Origin of the sequence: Nocardia sp. NPDC057663, from assembly GCF_042799895.1 — a bacterium.
Lineage (GTDB): Bacteria > Actinomycetota > Actinomycetes > Mycobacteriales > Mycobacteriaceae > Nocardia.
This window is the reverse complement of record NZ_JBHVHX010000008.1, coordinates 35,077-49,733: the sequence shown is the minus strand read 5'-3', so window position 1 is coordinate 49,733 and position 14,657 is coordinate 35,077. Positions and strand designations below refer to the sequence as shown.

General features: G+C 68.4%; 15 protein-coding genes. 7 read left to right on the top strand and 8 right to left on the bottom strand.

Annotation, left to right across the window (positions count from 1 at the left end):
- Window positions 1–11: 11 nt before the first annotated feature.
- Window positions 12–587: a TetR/AcrR family transcriptional regulator gene (locus tag ACFVAV_RS19180; RefSeq protein ID WP_379036301.1), complete on the bottom strand. Its 576-nt coding sequence runs from the start codon at window positions 585–587 to the stop codon at window positions 12–14.
- Window positions 588–686: 99 nt separating this feature from the next.
- On the opposite strand from ACFVAV_RS19180, the gene ACFVAV_RS19175 reads away from it, so the two are divergent.
- Together ACFVAV_RS19175 and ACFVAV_RS19170 are read left to right on the top strand one after the other, a co-directional pair.
- Window positions 687–3,164: a molybdopterin-dependent oxidoreductase gene (locus ACFVAV_RS19175; RefSeq protein ID WP_379036300.1), complete on the top strand. Its 2,478-nt coding sequence runs from the start codon at window positions 687–689 to the stop codon at window positions 3,162–3,164.
- 137 nt (window positions 3,165–3,301) lie between these two features.
- A complete protein-coding gene (locus ACFVAV_RS19170; RefSeq protein ID WP_379036299.1) occupies window positions 3,302–3,664 on the top strand; it encodes a hypothetical protein in 363 nt (120 codons plus the stop codon).
- Window positions 3,665–3,696: 32 nt separating this feature from the next.
- On the opposite strand, the gene ACFVAV_RS19165 is transcribed toward ACFVAV_RS19170, so the two are convergent.
- Window positions 3,697–4,299 carry a hypothetical protein gene (locus ACFVAV_RS19165; RefSeq protein WP_379036298.1) on the bottom strand — a complete coding sequence of 201 codons (603 nt, stop codon included), beginning with the start codon at window positions 4,297–4,299 and terminating at the stop codon, window positions 3,697–3,699.
- A 49-nt stretch (window positions 4,300–4,348) separates the two neighbouring features.
- A complete protein-coding gene (locus ACFVAV_RS19160) occupies window positions 4,349–5,467 on the bottom strand; it encodes a Fic family protein (protein WP_379036297.1) in 1,119 nt (372 codons plus the stop codon).
- Between the two features lie 151 nt (window positions 5,468–5,618).
- On the opposite strand from ACFVAV_RS19160, the gene ACFVAV_RS19155 reads away from it, so the two are divergent.
- Window positions 5,619–6,128 (top strand): pyridoxamine 5'-phosphate oxidase family protein, encoded by a 510-nt coding sequence (locus tag ACFVAV_RS19155; RefSeq protein WP_379036497.1) that lies wholly within the window; start codon window positions 5,619–5,621, stop codon window positions 6,126–6,128.
- 7 nt (window positions 6,129–6,135) lie between these two features.
- Here ACFVAV_RS19155 and ACFVAV_RS19150 read toward each other — a convergent pair whose 3' ends face one another.
- Window positions 6,136–6,843, bottom strand: a complete 708-nt coding sequence (locus tag ACFVAV_RS19150; RefSeq protein WP_379036296.1) for a MerR family transcriptional regulator — start codon at window positions 6,841–6,843, stop codon at window positions 6,136–6,138.
- Between the two features lie 61 nt (window positions 6,844–6,904).
- On the opposite strand from ACFVAV_RS19150, the gene ACFVAV_RS19145 reads away from it, so the two are divergent.
- Window positions 6,905–7,366: a DUF6194 family protein gene (locus ACFVAV_RS19145; RefSeq protein ID WP_379036294.1), complete on the top strand. Its 462-nt coding sequence runs from the start codon at window positions 6,905–6,907 to the stop codon at window positions 7,364–7,366.
- A 118-nt stretch (window positions 7,367–7,484) separates the two neighbouring features.
- On the top strand, window positions 7,485–7,871 hold the full coding sequence (locus ACFVAV_RS19140; protein WP_379036293.1) for a DUF5360 family protein: 387 nt from the start codon (window positions 7,485–7,487) through the stop codon (window positions 7,869–7,871).
- Between the two features lie 7 nt (window positions 7,872–7,878).
- Here the strand turns inward: ACFVAV_RS19140 and ACFVAV_RS19135 are convergent, their stop codons facing one another.
- From ACFVAV_RS19135 to ACFVAV_RS19125, 3 genes are read right to left on the bottom strand one after another with little or no spacing between them, the layout of a single operon-like run.
- Window positions 7,879–9,570 carry a SulP family inorganic anion transporter gene (locus ACFVAV_RS19135; protein ID WP_379036292.1) on the bottom strand — a complete coding sequence of 564 codons (1,692 nt, stop codon included), beginning with the start codon at window positions 9,568–9,570 and terminating at the stop codon, window positions 7,879–7,881.
- A gap of 16 nt (window positions 9,571–9,586) precedes the next feature.
- Window positions 9,587–10,246 carry a GAP family protein gene (locus tag ACFVAV_RS19130; protein ID WP_379036291.1) on the bottom strand — a complete coding sequence of 220 codons (660 nt, stop codon included), beginning with the start codon at window positions 10,244–10,246 and terminating at the stop codon, window positions 9,587–9,589.
- Window positions 10,247–10,305: 59 nt separating this feature from the next.
- Window positions 10,306–11,187 (bottom strand): NAD(P)-dependent oxidoreductase, encoded by an 882-nt coding sequence (locus ACFVAV_RS19125; protein ID WP_379036290.1) that lies wholly within the window; start codon window positions 11,185–11,187, stop codon window positions 10,306–10,308.
- Window positions 11,188–11,470: 283 nt separating this feature from the next.
- On the opposite strand from ACFVAV_RS19125, the gene ACFVAV_RS19120 reads away from it, so the two are divergent.
- Window positions 11,471–12,466 (top strand): adenylate/guanylate cyclase domain-containing protein, encoded by a 996-nt coding sequence (locus ACFVAV_RS19120; protein WP_379036288.1) that lies wholly within the window; start codon window positions 11,471–11,473, stop codon window positions 12,464–12,466.
- Between the two features lie 41 nt (window positions 12,467–12,507).
- The gene (locus tag ACFVAV_RS19115) at window positions 12,508–13,278 is read left to right on the top strand and encodes an RluA family pseudouridine synthase (RefSeq protein WP_379036496.1); all 771 of its coding nucleotides are present in this window, start codon (window positions 12,508–12,510) and stop codon (window positions 13,276–13,278) included.
- Window positions 13,279–13,478: 200 nt separating this feature from the next.
- On the opposite strand, the gene ACFVAV_RS19110 is transcribed toward ACFVAV_RS19115, so the two are convergent.
- Complete coding sequence (locus ACFVAV_RS19110) at window positions 13,479–14,657, bottom strand: NAD(P)/FAD-dependent oxidoreductase (protein WP_379036286.1); 1,179 nt, start codon at window positions 14,655–14,657, stop codon at window positions 13,479–13,481.

The following is a 14,657-nucleotide window of genomic DNA, read 5'->3' as shown; positions in this document are numbered from 1 at the left end:
AATCGCGCACCTCAGCCGGTGATCACCGAGGTGAGCAGCACCTCGAGTTCTTCGATGACATCGTCGAGCGCCGTTGTGGATCGGTTGACCCGGCACAGGATCACCGCGCCTTCGATGGCGGCGATCGCCATGGTGGCCAGCCGGGCGGCGCGCTCGGGTTCGACACCGTCGGCTTCGATCGCGGTGACGAGGGCGACGCGCCACCGGTGAATGATGTCCGCGACCGCCGGTTGCAGGTGCCGGTCATCGGGCGAGCTGCCGACCGCTACCGAGACGACCGGGCAGCCTGCCGCGAAGTCGGACTGCTCGAGCAGTGCGGTCCAGAACTGGCCGAAGCGCCGCAACGCCGCGACCGAGCCCTGGGCCACAGCTTTGTCGATGATGGCGCTGATGGCATCACCGGCCAGGGCGAGCGACTCGGTCATGATCTCGGCGCGCCCACCGCGGAAGTGGTGGTAGACCGATCCGCGCGGTGCGCCACTGCGGGCCAGCACGGCGTCGATGGTCACCCCGGCCGAGCCGCGTTCACGCAGGAGCTCGACGGCGCTGTAGAGCATCTTCTGCCGGGTGTCGGTGCGGGCTCCCACGTGCTGGTGCTCCTTCCGGGTTTCAGCTCAGCTTTGTTATGTTACCTGCCATAATAATATGCTATGTTGCCTAGCATATTAGGCTGGAAAGGGTGCGACATGGCCGAGCCGAAGGCGACTGCGTGCGTATTGTGCGAATGCAACTGCGGGATCACGGTCGACGTGGAGGGGCGCCGGCTGGCGAAGATCCGCGGCGACAAGGCGCATCCGGCGTCGGAGGGCTACACCTGCGAGAAGGCGATGCGCCTCGACCTTTACCAGAACGGCCCGCACCGCATCACCAAGCCGCTCAAACGCCTGCCTGACGGCACCTATCGGGAGATCGACTGGCACACGGCGATCGATGAGATCGCCGCGAAACTTTCCGCCGTCAAAGCAGAACACGGCGGCGACAAGATCTTTTTCTACGGCGGTGGCGGCCAGGGTAATCACCTCGGCTCGGCCAACGCGCTCGCGCTGCGTGGGGCGCTGGGCTCGGTGTATCACTCCAACGCGTTGGCGCAGGAGAAGACCGGGGAGATCTGGGTAGACGGCCGCCTCTACGGCGGTCACACCAAAGGCGACTTCGAGCACGCCGAGGTGCTGGTATTCGTCGGCAAGAACCCCTGGCAGTCGCACAGCTTTCCGCGGGCCAGACCGACACTCAAGCAGGTGGCCGCCGACCCGAACCGGTCGATGATCGTCATCGATCCGCGGGTCAGCGAAACCGCGGCGATGGCCGAGCACCACTTGCAGGTGCTACCGGGGCGCGATGCCTGGCTGATGGCCGCGCTGGTCGCGGTGATCGTGCAGGAAGACCTGGTCGACGCCGACTTCATCGCCGCGCACACCACCGGCTACGACGAGGTCCACGCGGCGTTCCTGGCATGTGACGTCACGGATTTCGCGATGATCAGCGGTGTCAACGAAGGCGAGATCCGGGCGGCAGCGCGCCGGATCGCGACCGCATCGAGCGTGTGCGTCTACGAGGATCTCGGAATCCAGCAGGCGCCCAACAGTACTCTGGTGTCGTACCTGAACAAGCTCCTGTGGATCGTCACCGGCAACTTCGGCAGACCCGGCACCATGTATCTGCACTCTTCGTTCGCGCTCCTGGCCGGCGGTTCCGGGTCCGGATCGCCGCGCAAGAAGCCGGGCGCACTGGCACGCGCACAGCAGCGGCTGATGGCGCGGACCGTCACCGCGGCGGCCACCGCGATCAGCGCGACATTGCCCGCGCTCGCACGGGTGACCCCGCTGCGCGCGAGCGTGGAAGCCGGGGCCTCGGCCCTGCTCGACGCGATGGTTCCCTTGGCGGGTGGCATGCTCGGCGGCGGCGCGGGTAATGGCGGTGGGCGGACCTCACCGGTCACTGGCGCCAAGATCATCGGCGGCCTGATCCCGTGCAACTCGATAGCCGACGAGATCCTCACCGACCACCCGAACCGCTTCCGCGCGATGTGGATCGACTCGTCGAACCCGGCGCACTCCCTCGCCGATTCCCCTCGGTTCCGTACCGCGATGCGTGCACTGGACTTGTCCGTCGTGATCGATGTGGCGTTTACCGAAACCGCGCGCGAAGCCGACTATGTGCTGCCCGCGGCCAGCCAGTACGAGAAGCCCGAAGCGACGTTCTTCAACTTCGAATTCCCCCGTAATGTCTTCCATTTGCGCAAACCGGTCATGGAAGCGCTGGGCGGCACGCTGCCGGAGCCCGAGATCTACGCGCGGCTGCTGCGACGCATGAACGTGGTCGACGACGCCACCATCGCCCGCCTCCGACGCGCGGCGCAGACCGGACGCGACACCTTCGGCGCCACCTTCCTGGCCACTGTCGCCGTCGACCCCGCCCTCGGAAAGATCGCTCCCTACCTGTTGTACGAGACGCTCGGTACGACACTGGACCCACGTCTGCGGGGCGCCGCGGTGCTGTGGGGCGTCAGCCAGATGTGTGCGATATCGAACCAGAAAGCCGTTGCCCGAGCGGGCTTCACCGGTACCGGTCTGACTCCGGGCAACCGGCTGTTCGACGCGATCATCGAATCCCCGACCGGCGTGGTATTCACCGACGACACGTGGGATGACGTGTGGCACTACGTCAAGCGCAAGGATCGCCGCTTCACCATCGCCATCGCCAGCCTGCTCGACCAGGTACGCGAGCTGCCCACCGCCCGCGCGGAGTGGACGACCCCGGAGTTCCCGCTGGTCCTGGCCGCCGGTGAGCGGCGCTCGTTCACCGCCAACACGATCTTCCGCAACCCCGACTGGCGCCGCCGCGACCGCGACGGCCGCCTCCGGATCAGCGCCGAGGATGCCACCGCCTTGCGGTTGACCGACGGCGGCCCGGCGCGCCTGGTCACCGCGAACGGATCCGCCACCGTCATCATCGAGGTCAGCGACATGATGCGGGCAGGAAACATCGCACTGCCCAACGGACTCGGCCTCGACTACCCCACCGGTGACGGCACCACGACCAGTGCCGGGGTCTCCCCCAACGAACTGACCTGCCTCGAACTCAAGGACGACTTCGCGGGCACCCCCTGGCACAAACACGTCCCGGCCCGACTCGAAGCGCTCGAAAGCGCCTCGACCGCATGACCTACGTGATCGCCGAAGCACTCGCCGCAGGTCACGGCCATGACAGCTACGCCCGGCTCACAAATGGCACGAAACACGGGACGTAACATTCGGCCGAGCTCGCCCGAAGATCAACCTGACACCGGAGGAGTTTCCATATGAAACAAGCATTTGTGGCCGCCGCACGAGTCGCGGCCGCCGGTTTTTCGGGTATTGCCGCTGTTGCGATCATCGGCTCCGGCTCCGCGCAGGCGGCGCCGCAGGATTGCGTTGTCCAGCGGGATCTTTTCGGCGCGTCGGCGACCTGCCAACCCGACGTCGGGAGAAGCAACTACGTGCTGAAGGTCGAGTGCGTCGGCCTCTACGCCAACGGGCCGTTCCCGCTCTACAGCGTCGGTCCCTATTCGTCCCTCAGCTACCCCTTCGCACCGGAGGGCCAGCGCATCAGCGCCGGCTGCACGGGGATGGGTCCCGGTGTCGTCGCCGTGGCCACCAACGCGTACGTGATCTATTACGGCTAGGCGGGTTTCGCGGCCCTCGGCGTAGCGGGGGCTCAGAACTTGCCCGTGTGGTGTTCGGTTCGGTGGCCGAGCCGAACACCGAACTCGGTGACGAACTCGTCGGTCAGTGGCGGCCAGCCCCAGAAGTCGAAGGCGAGGGCGCCGAGGGCGAAACCATCAGCCCAGCGCCATTCGGTGATCGGGCTCGTCACGGCACAGGAAACACAGGTCGCCGAGCCCGCACCGGTTTCTTTCCAGGCATCGATCGCGTCCGAGAACGGTTGCCACACAGTGGCATCGGCTTCCCACCGCTGCGGGTAGTCGATGATCACGGTGGTGGCCGCGCACCGTGGGCACTCGGCCGAGGACGGTTCGATCATGCCCCGCCCTGAATAATGGGCGTCCCTGCCGACAATGACAGCGACCGGACCGGAAATCCAGTCCGCACCCCATTCGTGGGTGATCTGAGACCGAGCAGGCCCCGGCACATACCCTTCGTCGACCTGGAGGCTGTACATCGTGTCGCCGGACATCTCCCGCAGCAGCCATCCCCGCGACACCATCCAGTCCACCATGCGCTCGGCCAGCGTGCCCGCATCCGCGGACGTCACCTCGAGGTCGACGATGCGTTCGAAATAGTCACCCACCCGCCGCATCCTGCCACCGGTGTCCGACAGCCGTGCCGCGATCGCCGTTGACGTGGCATCACAGCAAGACGAGCTCGTAGGACGTACTCCGCCCGCCGGATTCGGAACGCCGGAGCGCGCCGATCTCGATCAGTTCGTTGATGTCGCGCAACGCGGTGTCCTGGGACGACTTGGTAATGATCGCCCATTTGCGCGTCGTCAGCTTCCCGTCGAATCCGTCCAGCAGACGATGGAGCACGGTGATCTGCCGGGCATTCATGGCCGCCTGATCCCAGCGCCGCCAGAACCTCGCCTTCTGCAGCACGGTGTCGACATTCTCATCGGCCGAGGCGATAGCGCGCCGCATCGTCTCGAGGAACCACCCCAGCCATTCGGTCACATCCAGTGTGCCCTTCTGGGTGCGTTCGAGAATGTCGTAGTAGGCCTTGCGATCTCGCTGGATCTGCGCGGAGACGCTGTAGAAGCGCCGTGTGCTGCGATCGGCGCGGGCGAGTGCCAGATCGCCGAGAGCTCTTGCGATGCGGCCATTTCCGTCGTCGAACGGATGGATGGTCACGAACCACAGATGTGCCAGACCGGCTTTGACGATAGCCGGCTCCGGTGACCCCTCATCGAACCACTCGATGAACCGGCGCATTTCGGTGTCGAGCCGGGGCGCGGGCGGCGCCTCGAAATGGACTCGCTGTCGTCCGTAGGGCCCGGAGATCACCTCCATCGGCCCGGTCTCGTCGGTGCGCCACCCGCCGATCCGCACGCGGGTGATGCCAGAGTAGCCGGTCGGGAACAAGCCCGCGTGCCACCCGAACAGCCGTTCGCCGGTGACCGGTTGGTCGTGGTGGACGGTGGCGTCGAGAATCATGTCGACGACCCCGTCGACCCGCCGGTCGGCCGGGACCGTCGCCCCGATGTCGACCCCGAGACGCCGCGCGATCGACGAGCGGACCGACGCCACATCGAGCAGTTCGCCCTCGATCTCGCTGGTCTTCACCACGTCGGCGGTGAGTGCGGCGAGTCCGGCCTGGTCCTGAATCTCGTCCGGGGTATCGGTGAGCCTGCCGAGCAGTTTGCCCTGCGCGTGCGCGACATCCGCGACGGGTCCGGCCAGGCGCGCGACGTCGTACCGCAGGGCGGGCCAGTCGGGGTCCTCCCAGATGTACTTCCGCGGACGATCGGCCATGCGGTGATTCTACGCCCTATTCGCCGCATAATCTGCGGCGAATAGGGCTCTCTGCTCCGCATTCTGGTGCGATGTTCTCGTGTTCGGGGTTGGTGCGTCAGCCGGCTCGGTAGGGTCGGCGGGAATTGGCATGAGCGGGAAGGTGGAGTCGGTGGGTATCAAGCAGCGGGCCGCGGTGCAGATGAGTGCGGAGGAGATCGCGCAGTTCCTCGACCGCAGCCGGGTGCTCACGCTGGCCACGCTCAACGGGGACGGGAAGCCGCATCTGACGGCGATGTGGTTCGGGCACATCGACGGCGTCATCTACTTCGAGACCAAGTCGAAGTCGCAGAAGGCGGTCAATCTGCGCCGCGATCCCACCATCACCTGCATGGCCGAGGCCGGCGACACCTACGACCAGCTGCGCGGGGTGTCGATCGAGGGCATCGCCCACCTGATCGAGGACACCGAGGACGAGGAGTATTGGAAGGCAGGCATCGACATCTACGAGCGCTACGTCGGCCCTTACAGCCCCGAGGTCAGGCCGTTCGTCGAGACCATGATGCACAATCGCGTCGTCGTGCGGGTCGAGCCGACGCGCGTCCGCTCCTGGGACCACCGCAAACTCGGGCTGCCCGCCATGCCGCTGTCCGGCAGCACCGCGGAGGCCCCTGCGCCCTGACCCGGCGTCACCTGGTGAGCAGTTCGCGCAGTGCCGCTGCGCCGTCGAGAAGGGCGAGCGAGCGGGACGTGATCGCGACGTCCCTGATGGCCAGCGCCTCTCGTACCTGCGCGGAGTGCTGCCGGAATTCGGGAATTACCTCGCGCACCTGTGTGATTCGGTAGCCGGCCCGGCGTAGCTGATGGACGATCCGGGCATCGCGGACCTGCTCGGGCGAGTACCGGCGAGCACCACCAGACACAGGTGAACGGCCGGGAACGACCAAACCCTCTGCGTCCCAATGCCGCAACGTCGAGGTACGCACACCCAGTGCGGTGGCGAGCTCGGCGATGCTCATCGCATCGGAACCGCGTACCTCCGTGATCGGTTCTGTGGCAATGGCTTCGGCGGCCTGTCTGGCCAGCTCGAGGTCGACGCGTTCGGTGTGCAGGCCCGCATGCGCCGCGTCGAGCATCGCCAGCGCTCGCGCCTGATCACCCGCGTGCACGGTCCGGATGATCCGCTTCGCCTCGACCGGGCCGACTCCTGCCGCGAGGGCCCGATAGGCCAGTGCCGACCGCACATGGATCTCCCGGTAGAACCGGTGCCCGCCCGGCGAACGGTCCGCGGAGGGCAGCACACCGTCGCGTTCGAGATTGCGCACCTGCTGGACCGAATACCCCGCACGCCGGGCGACGTCGACCGTGCGACCGGCCGGCGAGTTGAGGTTTACCACCAAGAACTCCTCGTCATCGGTGGAAAAGTCCACACAAGCACTTGAATGAGACGCTCGAACCATGACGATAGACGACATCATCGACTACGTGACCGGTCTCGGCGGCGTCCTGCACCTGCGCCCGGACTCGGGCGGCGAATGGCCGGAGATCAGCTGGGGCGACTCGTTCTTCTACTACGCCCCCGACGGCGTCGTCCCAACCACGACCCAGCCCTTCGCCACCATCGTGACGAAGGACTACCCGGACGATCGGAGTTCCCGACTCGACCGGCCCGGCACCTTCCGGCTCAATATCGCCGCAGGCCGGGAGAACTTCATCGAGTGGACAGGTCACGCACCCGGCCGTGGCCCTGACGAGGCGGACTCGAGCATCACCGACACCGTGATCGCCCACCCCGTCTACGGCTCGGCCGGCTGGCTGGCCGTCGTCGATCCCGGCGAACGGACGGATGCCGTCGTCCATGATCTCCTGCGTACGGCCCACGACCGTGCCCGCACCCGTTTCGAAAGGCCGACACGATGAGAACTGAGCCGAGCGCGATTTCTACCGTGATTTCCACCTGATGCGCGAGCGGCTGCCTGCTCCTACGATCGGGCTCGACGATCCGAGCACCGGGGGAAGCGGGACAACCATGCGGTCGATGAAGGCGCTCATGCTGGTGACCGATCTCGGGTTCATCGCGTATTGGCTGATCACCGCGCTGCACCTGATCCCCGCGGAACACCTGTTCCGTGACTACACCAATCCGATTCTGGTGCAATGGAACTGGTCGTTCCTGCCGCTGGACCTGGCCATCTCCGCCACCGGCCTGACCAGTCTCCGGCTGCTGCGCGGCGGTTCACCACAGTGGCGCCCGCTGGCGATCATCTCGCTGACCCTCACGAGCGTCTCCGGCCTGCAGGCGATCTCGTTCTGGGTCTTCGCCCGCGACTTCGATCCGGCCTGGTGGATCCCCAACCTGTTCCTGCTGATCTATCCGCTGTGCTATCTGCCGCGTCTGGTCGCGGCGCCGGGACAGCTTCGCTAGGTTGGCGCTACCTCGCCGGTGGGTGCTCGGGCAGGTCGGCTGCCGCGGCGGCGACGGTGGGGTAGATCCCGATCGGGATGTCGCCCGCTTCGGCCGAGCCGAGGGCCTCGCCGAACTGAGCCACCGAGCGGGCGATGCGGAAGTCGATACGCTGGTGCGCCAGGGTATTACGCAGGTCGAGCAGCATTTCGGCGGCGGTGACGTCGAGGGCGGGCGAGGTTTCGGCGTCGAGGACGACCAGGCGGGTGGCGTCGGTGCACAGCTCGCCGATGCGGGTCTTCACGTAGTCGGCGTTGGCGAAGAACAGGGCGGATTCGACCCGGACCACCAGCAGATCGGGACGCGGGGTGAGGTCGGGGTGGCGGGCCGTATCCACCCACACAGAGCCCTCTTTCGCCAGCGCGGCGATGTGCGGCTGGGACGCTCGGTAGACCAGCAGCAGCACCGAGACGCCGACACCGATGAGCAGGCCGGGCAGCGTGTCGAACAGCAGCACACCGAACATGGCTGCCATGGCGGCGAGGAAGTCGGCGCGGGCCGCGCGGCCGTAGATGCTGCCGAGCAGCTGGGTCCAGACCCGGTAGAGGCGGCGCAGGGCAGTGATGTCGACGAGCTCGATCACCGCGGCGATCACCACCGCGGCCAGCGTCGCCTCGGGCAGTTTCTCGAACAGTCCGGTGAGGAACAGCAGGGTGAGCACGGTGAGCGCTGCGACCACGAGCCCGCTGAGCTGGGTCTTCGCGCCAGCGCCCCCGTTGACTGCGGTCTTGGAGAGACTGCCGTTCACCACCATGCCCGAACCGAGACCCGACCCCAGATTGGCGGCGCCGAGACCGAACAGCTCCCGATTGGCGTCGATCGAGTAACCCGCCTTGGCCGCATAGGTTTTCGCCGCACCGAGCCCCTCCGCGAAACCGATCAGCAGCACACCGATCGCCGGACCGAGCAGGTCGAGATAGTCGTCGAAGTCGACGCCGGACGGCAGGCCGAGCGCGGGCAGACCCGCATCGATGTGCCCGACGATCTCGACGCCCTTGTCGTCGAGCCCGAACAGCTGCACCACGACGATGCCGAGCAGCACGGCCAGCAGCGAACCGGGCACGAGCGGCAGCCAGCGCTTTACGCCGAGCACGACCGCGAGACTGAGCACGCCGATCAGCAGGGTGCGCCACTGGGTGTCGCCGAGAGCGCAGAGCACACCCCAGGCCTGTTCGAAGAAGTTGCCGTCGTGCTTGGGCACGCCGAACAGCTTGGGTACCTGGCCGATGATGATGGTCAGGGCGAGGCCGACGATGAAGCCCTTCAGCACCGGCTCGGAGATGAACGAGGCGATGAAACCGAGTCTCAGCAGCCCGGCCAGCAGGCCGACGATGCCGGTCGCGATGGCCAGCGCCGTCGACAGCGCGATGTAGTGGCCGCCGTCGGCGCCTGCCAGCGGGGTGATGATCGCGGCCGACAGCGCCGCGGTCGCCGACATCGGGCCGACGACGAGGTGCCGCGAACTCCCGGCCAGGGCATACAGAACCAGCGCGGGGACGGCCGCGTAGAGACCGGCCACCGGCGGCACGCCCGCGATCGACGCGTAGGCCAGCGCTTCGGGCACCAGCACCGCCCACACCGTGAGCCCGGCCACGACGTCGGGCCGCAGCCACACGCGCTGGTAGCCGTGCAGTGATTCGAAGACCGGCAGCGATCCCATGACGAGCCCCCTATTGTCAGAGTCCGCCGAGGCCCTTACCTGCCACGACCGCGCCCATGACCAGCAGCACGATCGCCATCACCGCGTGGTTGTTGTCCTGCAACCACTGCCGGGCGCTGTCGAGGATGGGGCCCAGCTTGTCAGCGGCCAGCGTGTACCCGAGGATCACCGCGAGCACCGTCACCGAGGCGAGCAGGGTGAACACCACGATCGCCACGAGGTCACCGCCCGCGCTCAGCCCGGCGGAACCGATGACCACACCGGCGGACAGGCACAGCAGCAGGTTCTTCGGATTCACCCCGGACAGCAGCGCGCCGAGACCCGCGGCCTTGACCACGGTGAGGCTGTCGATCGCCTGCATCCAGGCCGGCACCGAGGTGTCCGACCTGGCGTGCCACTGTTCGGCCGCGAGCACGACGAGCAGCACACCGAGCACGATCTTCAGCCACGACGCCACCGCCGAGGGCTCCTTCTCACCCGAACCGCCCAGCGACCCGGCGAGCAACGTCACCACCGCGGTCACGAGCAGAATCCCGCCGACCCAGCCTGCCGCGAACCCCTTCGCCGCGCCGCCCGCGTTCTTGGACAAGATCATGAGAATGGCGGCGACGATGGGGATCGGCGAGATCGCCACACCCACCGCCAGCGGAAGCAGATCACCGATGACTGGGCCCATGCGGTCACGCTAGGCCGGCCAGGTGGCACCGCGCGTCACACATTCCGGGTGAGATCTGCTCACCGTGCGGCGGTGATCAATTCGAACAGCGCGGTGATGCTCTGGTCGCCGCGGCCCTCGTCGACGGCGCGGCGCAGCAGGTCGTGCATGGTGGTGTGCCAGGACAGGTCGACCCCCGATTCGGCGGCCAGTTGCACGTCGTCGACGAGGGCGGTGTGGAACAGGTCGACGCTCGAGCCGAGCCGGGTGTAGTCCTTGGTGTCGATCTCCGCGGCCAGGATCGGCAGCAGCGACTCGATCATCTGCAGCCATTTCACCGAATACGGGACCATGGTCCGCGCGGGCAGGCCACGCGAGGCCAGGATCGCCGCGCCGTCGAGGAAGCCGAGCAGCGCGGGCAGCAGGGTGGCGCCGACGGCGGATTCGTAGAGGGCGGCGAGATCCGGTTCGGCGCCGAGGAATTCGAGGTCACCGCCGAGCGTGCGCAGGGTGTCGGCATGCTGGTCGAAGACCTCGCGGTCGCCGCCGAAGTACAGCAGCGTGTCCGGATTGCCGACGGCCGATGGCACGTTCTTGATCGCCCCGCCGAGGAAGCGGGCACCCGCGCAGTGCACCCAGTGCGCGAATTCCCTTGCCTGGATCGGTATTCCACTGTTGAGTGTGATCACGTCGCGGCCTGCGATGACATCGGCGGCAGGCGCCAGGCTCTCGCGCGTGGCGGCGAAGGTGGTCAGGCAGGTGATGATCAGCGAACCCGCCTCGACGGCGTCGGCGATGTCGCGGTGGGCCGTCGCGCCCGCGGCGGCCGGCGCCGTGGTTCGCTCGAAGCTGCGGTTCCACACGTGGGTCGGGTATCCGGCGGCGAGGAAGGCCTGCGCGAGGGCGCTGCCCATCGATCCGGTGCCGAGCACGGTCACCGACGGTCGTTGCGCTGAGGTCATCTGCGGCTCCGATCACTGCGCGGCGATCGGGTGACCGTCGCGGTGATCCGAGTGTCGGCGCGCCGCGCGCGGGCCGACAAGTACGCACTTTCCCGGCCAGTTCCTCACCTTCAGGTAATCCATCAGGTCAGGGCGATGCTCACCGGAGGGCTGTGCCGGGCGTCACGCGGCGCCGGCGGCCGGGCTGTCGGTACCGCCGAGCCGCAGGGCCGGAATTTGTGATGGTTTGCAACTTCTGGTCGGGCTGACCTGCGACGCGAGCGCGCGTCGTAGAGTTTCGCTTATGCCGGATGCCGAGATGACCGAGTTGGTGCAGCGCAGCGTGGAGGAGGCGTTGCTCGACGGGCCGCGGCGCTACACGCGAACGCAGGTCGCCGAGCAGTCCGGTGTGCCCGAGGCGGAGTCGCGGCGGTTGTGGACGGCGCTGGGGTTCCCGGCGAACGAGGACGACGAGGTCGACTACACCCAGATCGACATCACCGCGGTCACCAATTTCCGCAGCATGAAAGTCGTTGCCGCCTCCGATATCCGGCAGCAGGCCGCCGCGGCGCGCACGATCGGCCAGGGCATGGCCCGGCTGGCCGAATGGCAGGCCGACCTGGTGCTGGCCGAGATCAAGGCGCGGTCCGCCGCGGCCGATCCGGCGATCCCGCTCGACGAACGGGTCAAGGCGGCCACCGAATCCACGATGGCGAGCATCGAGCAGTTGCAGGCGTATGTGTGGCGCAGGCACCTGGCGGCGGCGGTCGCCCGGTCGATCGACGACGCCGAGGCGGGCTCGGACTCGCTGCGGACGCTGGCCGTCGGATTCGCCGACATGGTCGGCTTCACCCGGCTCACCCGGCACCTGCATCCCGACGAATTGTCCACGCTGCTGGAGGCATTCGAGTCGACCACCACCTCGGCGATCACCGACAACGGCGGCTGGGTGATCAAGAACGTCGGCGACGAGGTGATGTTCGCCGCCGAGTCCGCGGCGGACGCGGCGCGGATCTCGCTGGCCATCCAGGAGTCGACGATGCTGGTCGGCGGCACCCCGGAACTGCGGGTGGCCTTCGCCTACGGCGAGGTGCTGCAACGCTTCGGCGACCTGTACGGCTCGGTGGTCAATATCGCCGCGCGGCTCACCGGCGTGGCCAGGCCGGGCAACATCCTCATCGACGACGCCGCCGCCGACGCGCTGGACGGCCACCCCGAATTCGCCATCCGGCACCTGCGCAGCGTGCGGGTGCGTGGCTTCAACCGGCTGCGCCCGCACCGGCTGCGCCCGGCCTCCTAGCAGGCGGTCGGCACACCGTTATCTAGGGTGTCGACGTGGAGATGGACTGGCAGAGCGTGCGCGAGCAGTACACCGTGTTCGCCGACGACGCCGTGCTCGCGCTGAACAAGCCGGCCGGGATCTCGGTGACCGGTGAGCGGCACGACACCGACCTGGTCGAGCTGGCACAGGCGGCGGGCACCCAGCTGTACCCGGTGCACCGGATCGACAAGGTCACCTCGGGGCTGGTCCTGCTGGCCACCGACCTGGCCGCGCACGGGCAGCTGACCAGGCAGTTCACCAAGCAGACCGCCCGCAAGGCCTATCTGGCGATCGTGTCGGGCACCGACCTGCCCGAGCGCGGCGAGATCGATCTGCCGCTCAGCGTCGGCCGCAAGAACCGGGTGCGGATCGCGGCGCCGCGCGAGGCGATCCGGCGCGCGGGCGACCGCTGGTTCGTCGAGGACGCCGACCTGCTGCCCGCGAAGAACTATCCCTCGCTGACCCGATTCGCCACCGTCGCCCGGCACGGCGAGCACGCGCTGCTCGCCATCGCGCCGGTCACCGGCCGTCGCCACCAGATCCGGGTGCAACTGGCCTGGATCGGCCACCCGATCCTGGGCGACCCGCTGTTCGACCGCACCGCCACCTTCCCCCGCACCCACCTGCACTCCTGGCAGCTGCGCCTCGACGCGGACTGGCTGACTCCGCCGGTCCTGGACCTGCGGGCCACACCCGGCGCCGACTTCTGGACACCGCTGGCCGCCGACTCGGACACAGCGGCCCAGCTGCTGCACACCGCGGCCGAGCGACTGGCCGACTTCGCCGGCTGAGCCCCAGCGGACCGACTCGGCCGCAGCGGCCCAGCCGTCACACACCGCGGCAGGCCGGACCGGCCGCGCTCGCCGCCCGAGATCCAGCGGGGAACCGCGGCGGTCCAGCTGCGACACACCACGGCCGCCCTCGCCGTCTGCCTCAGCCGGAGGAAGCGACCGGCCGCCCATACCGCCGGGGTGGCCGACTCCGCCGACCGTCACGAGCTGACGCGCCGGTCCTCCTGCGCGACGGTCGCGATGACCCGTCGGCGACGGCTCGGCATCAGCAGGGTCGGGTGGTCCACGCTCCAGGCGGCGCCCGAGCAGATGAGGTCTTTGACGCGAGCGCCGAGCCGGCCGGTCAGCACGGTGGAGGTCGGCTGATCGTCGAAGGTCACCTTCTGGAGGATGCCGTCGCGGCGGCCGAGGCTGATGCACTGCGAGGCATAGCCGATCTGCTCGTCGGGGACCGGTCGCCCGGTCAGGCGCGCGGCGATCGCGTCGCCGGCCCGCCAGGCCATCGGGCTGCCGGTCGCGCACGCCATCCGCAGCGGCACGCCGCCGGGTCCGTCGGCGAGGGCGGCGTCGCCCACGGCGTACACATCGGGGTGCGAGACCGAGCGCATGGTGGCGTCGACGACGATCCGGCCGGTGTCCGACACCGTCAGCGTGGTGGCCGCGGCGATGGGGTGCACCGCGAAGCCCGCGGTCCACACGGTCAGCGCGGCCGGAATCTCCGTGGTGCCCGCGACCACGGCGGTCGCGGTGACGCGGGTGATGTCGGCGTGGTCGTGCACGGTGATGCCGAGCCGGTCGATCGCCTTGTGCAGGTGCTGCTGTGCCTTCTCGCTCAGCCAGGCGCCGACACCGCCGCGGGCAGCGATCGACACGGCCAGATCCGGCCGGGCCTCGGCGATCTCGGTCGCGGCTTCGATGCCGGTCAGGCCACCGCCGACGACCACCACCGACGCGCCCGGCGACAGCTCGCCCAGCCGGGCCCGCAGCCGCAGCGCGGCCTGCTTTCCGGCGAGGCTGTGGGCGTGCTCGGCGACGCCGGGGACGCCGTGATCGGTGCCGGTGCTGCCCAGCGCGTAGACGAGGGTGTCGTAGTCGATGGTCTCGCCGTCGGCGAGGGCGACCTGCTTGCGCTCGGCGTCGACCGCGGTGACCCGGTCGATCACGACTTGCACGCCGGTGCCCGCGTAGACCTCACGCAGCGGGCGCTTGCGCAGTTCCTGGCCCGTGGCGAGCTGGTGCATCCGCACCCGTTCGACGAAATCGGGGTCGGCGTTGACGAGGGTGATCGCGACGTCATCGCGATGCAGGCGCTTCGCCAGACGGCCGGCGGCGATGGCTCCGGCGTATCCGGCTCCGAGGACGACAATGCGGTGCTTCAT

What these genes read in the sequence shown, in the direction of transcription:
- ACFVAV_RS19175 (WP_379036300.1), top strand. Translation starts at nt 687, where the DNA reads ATGGCCGAGCCGAAGGCGACTGCGTGCGTATTGTGCGAATGCAACTGC.
- ACFVAV_RS19170 (WP_379036299.1), top strand. Translation starts at nt 3,302, where the DNA reads ATGAAACAAGCATTTGTGGCCGCCGCACGAGTCGCGGCCGCCGGTTTT.
- ACFVAV_RS19165 (WP_379036298.1), bottom strand. Translation starts at nt 4,299, where the DNA reads ATGCGGCGGGTGGGTGACTATTTCGAACGCATCGTCGACCTCGAGGTG.
- ACFVAV_RS19160 (WP_379036297.1), bottom strand. Translation starts at nt 5,467, where the DNA reads ATGGCCGATCGTCCGCGGAAGTACATCTGGGAGGACCCCGACTGGCCC.
- ACFVAV_RS19145 (WP_379036294.1), top strand. Translation starts at nt 6,905, where the DNA reads ATGACGATAGACGACATCATCGACTACGTGACCGGTCTCGGCGGCGTC.
- ACFVAV_RS19140 (WP_379036293.1), top strand. Translation starts at nt 7,485, where the DNA reads ATGAAGGCGCTCATGCTGGTGACCGATCTCGGGTTCATCGCGTATTGG.
- ACFVAV_RS19135 (WP_379036292.1), bottom strand. Translation starts at nt 9,570, where the DNA reads ATGGGATCGCTGCCGGTCTTCGAATCACTGCACGGCTACCAGCGCGTG.
- ACFVAV_RS19130 (WP_379036291.1), bottom strand. Translation starts at nt 10,246, where the DNA reads ATGGGCCCAGTCATCGGTGATCTGCTTCCGCTGGCGGTGGGTGTGGCG.
- ACFVAV_RS19125 (WP_379036290.1), bottom strand. Translation starts at nt 11,187, where the DNA reads ATGACCTCAGCGCAACGACCGTCGGTGACCGTGCTCGGCACCGGATCG.
- ACFVAV_RS19120 (WP_379036288.1), top strand. Translation starts at nt 11,471, where the DNA reads ATGCCGGATGCCGAGATGACCGAGTTGGTGCAGCGCAGCGTGGAGGAG.
- ACFVAV_RS19115 (WP_379036496.1), top strand. Translation starts at nt 12,508, where the DNA reads ATGGACTGGCAGAGCGTGCGCGAGCAGTACACCGTGTTCGCCGACGAC.
- ACFVAV_RS19110 (WP_379036286.1), bottom strand. Translation starts at nt 14,657, where the DNA reads ATGAAGCACCGCATTGTCGTCCTCGGAGCCGGATACGCCGGAGCCATC.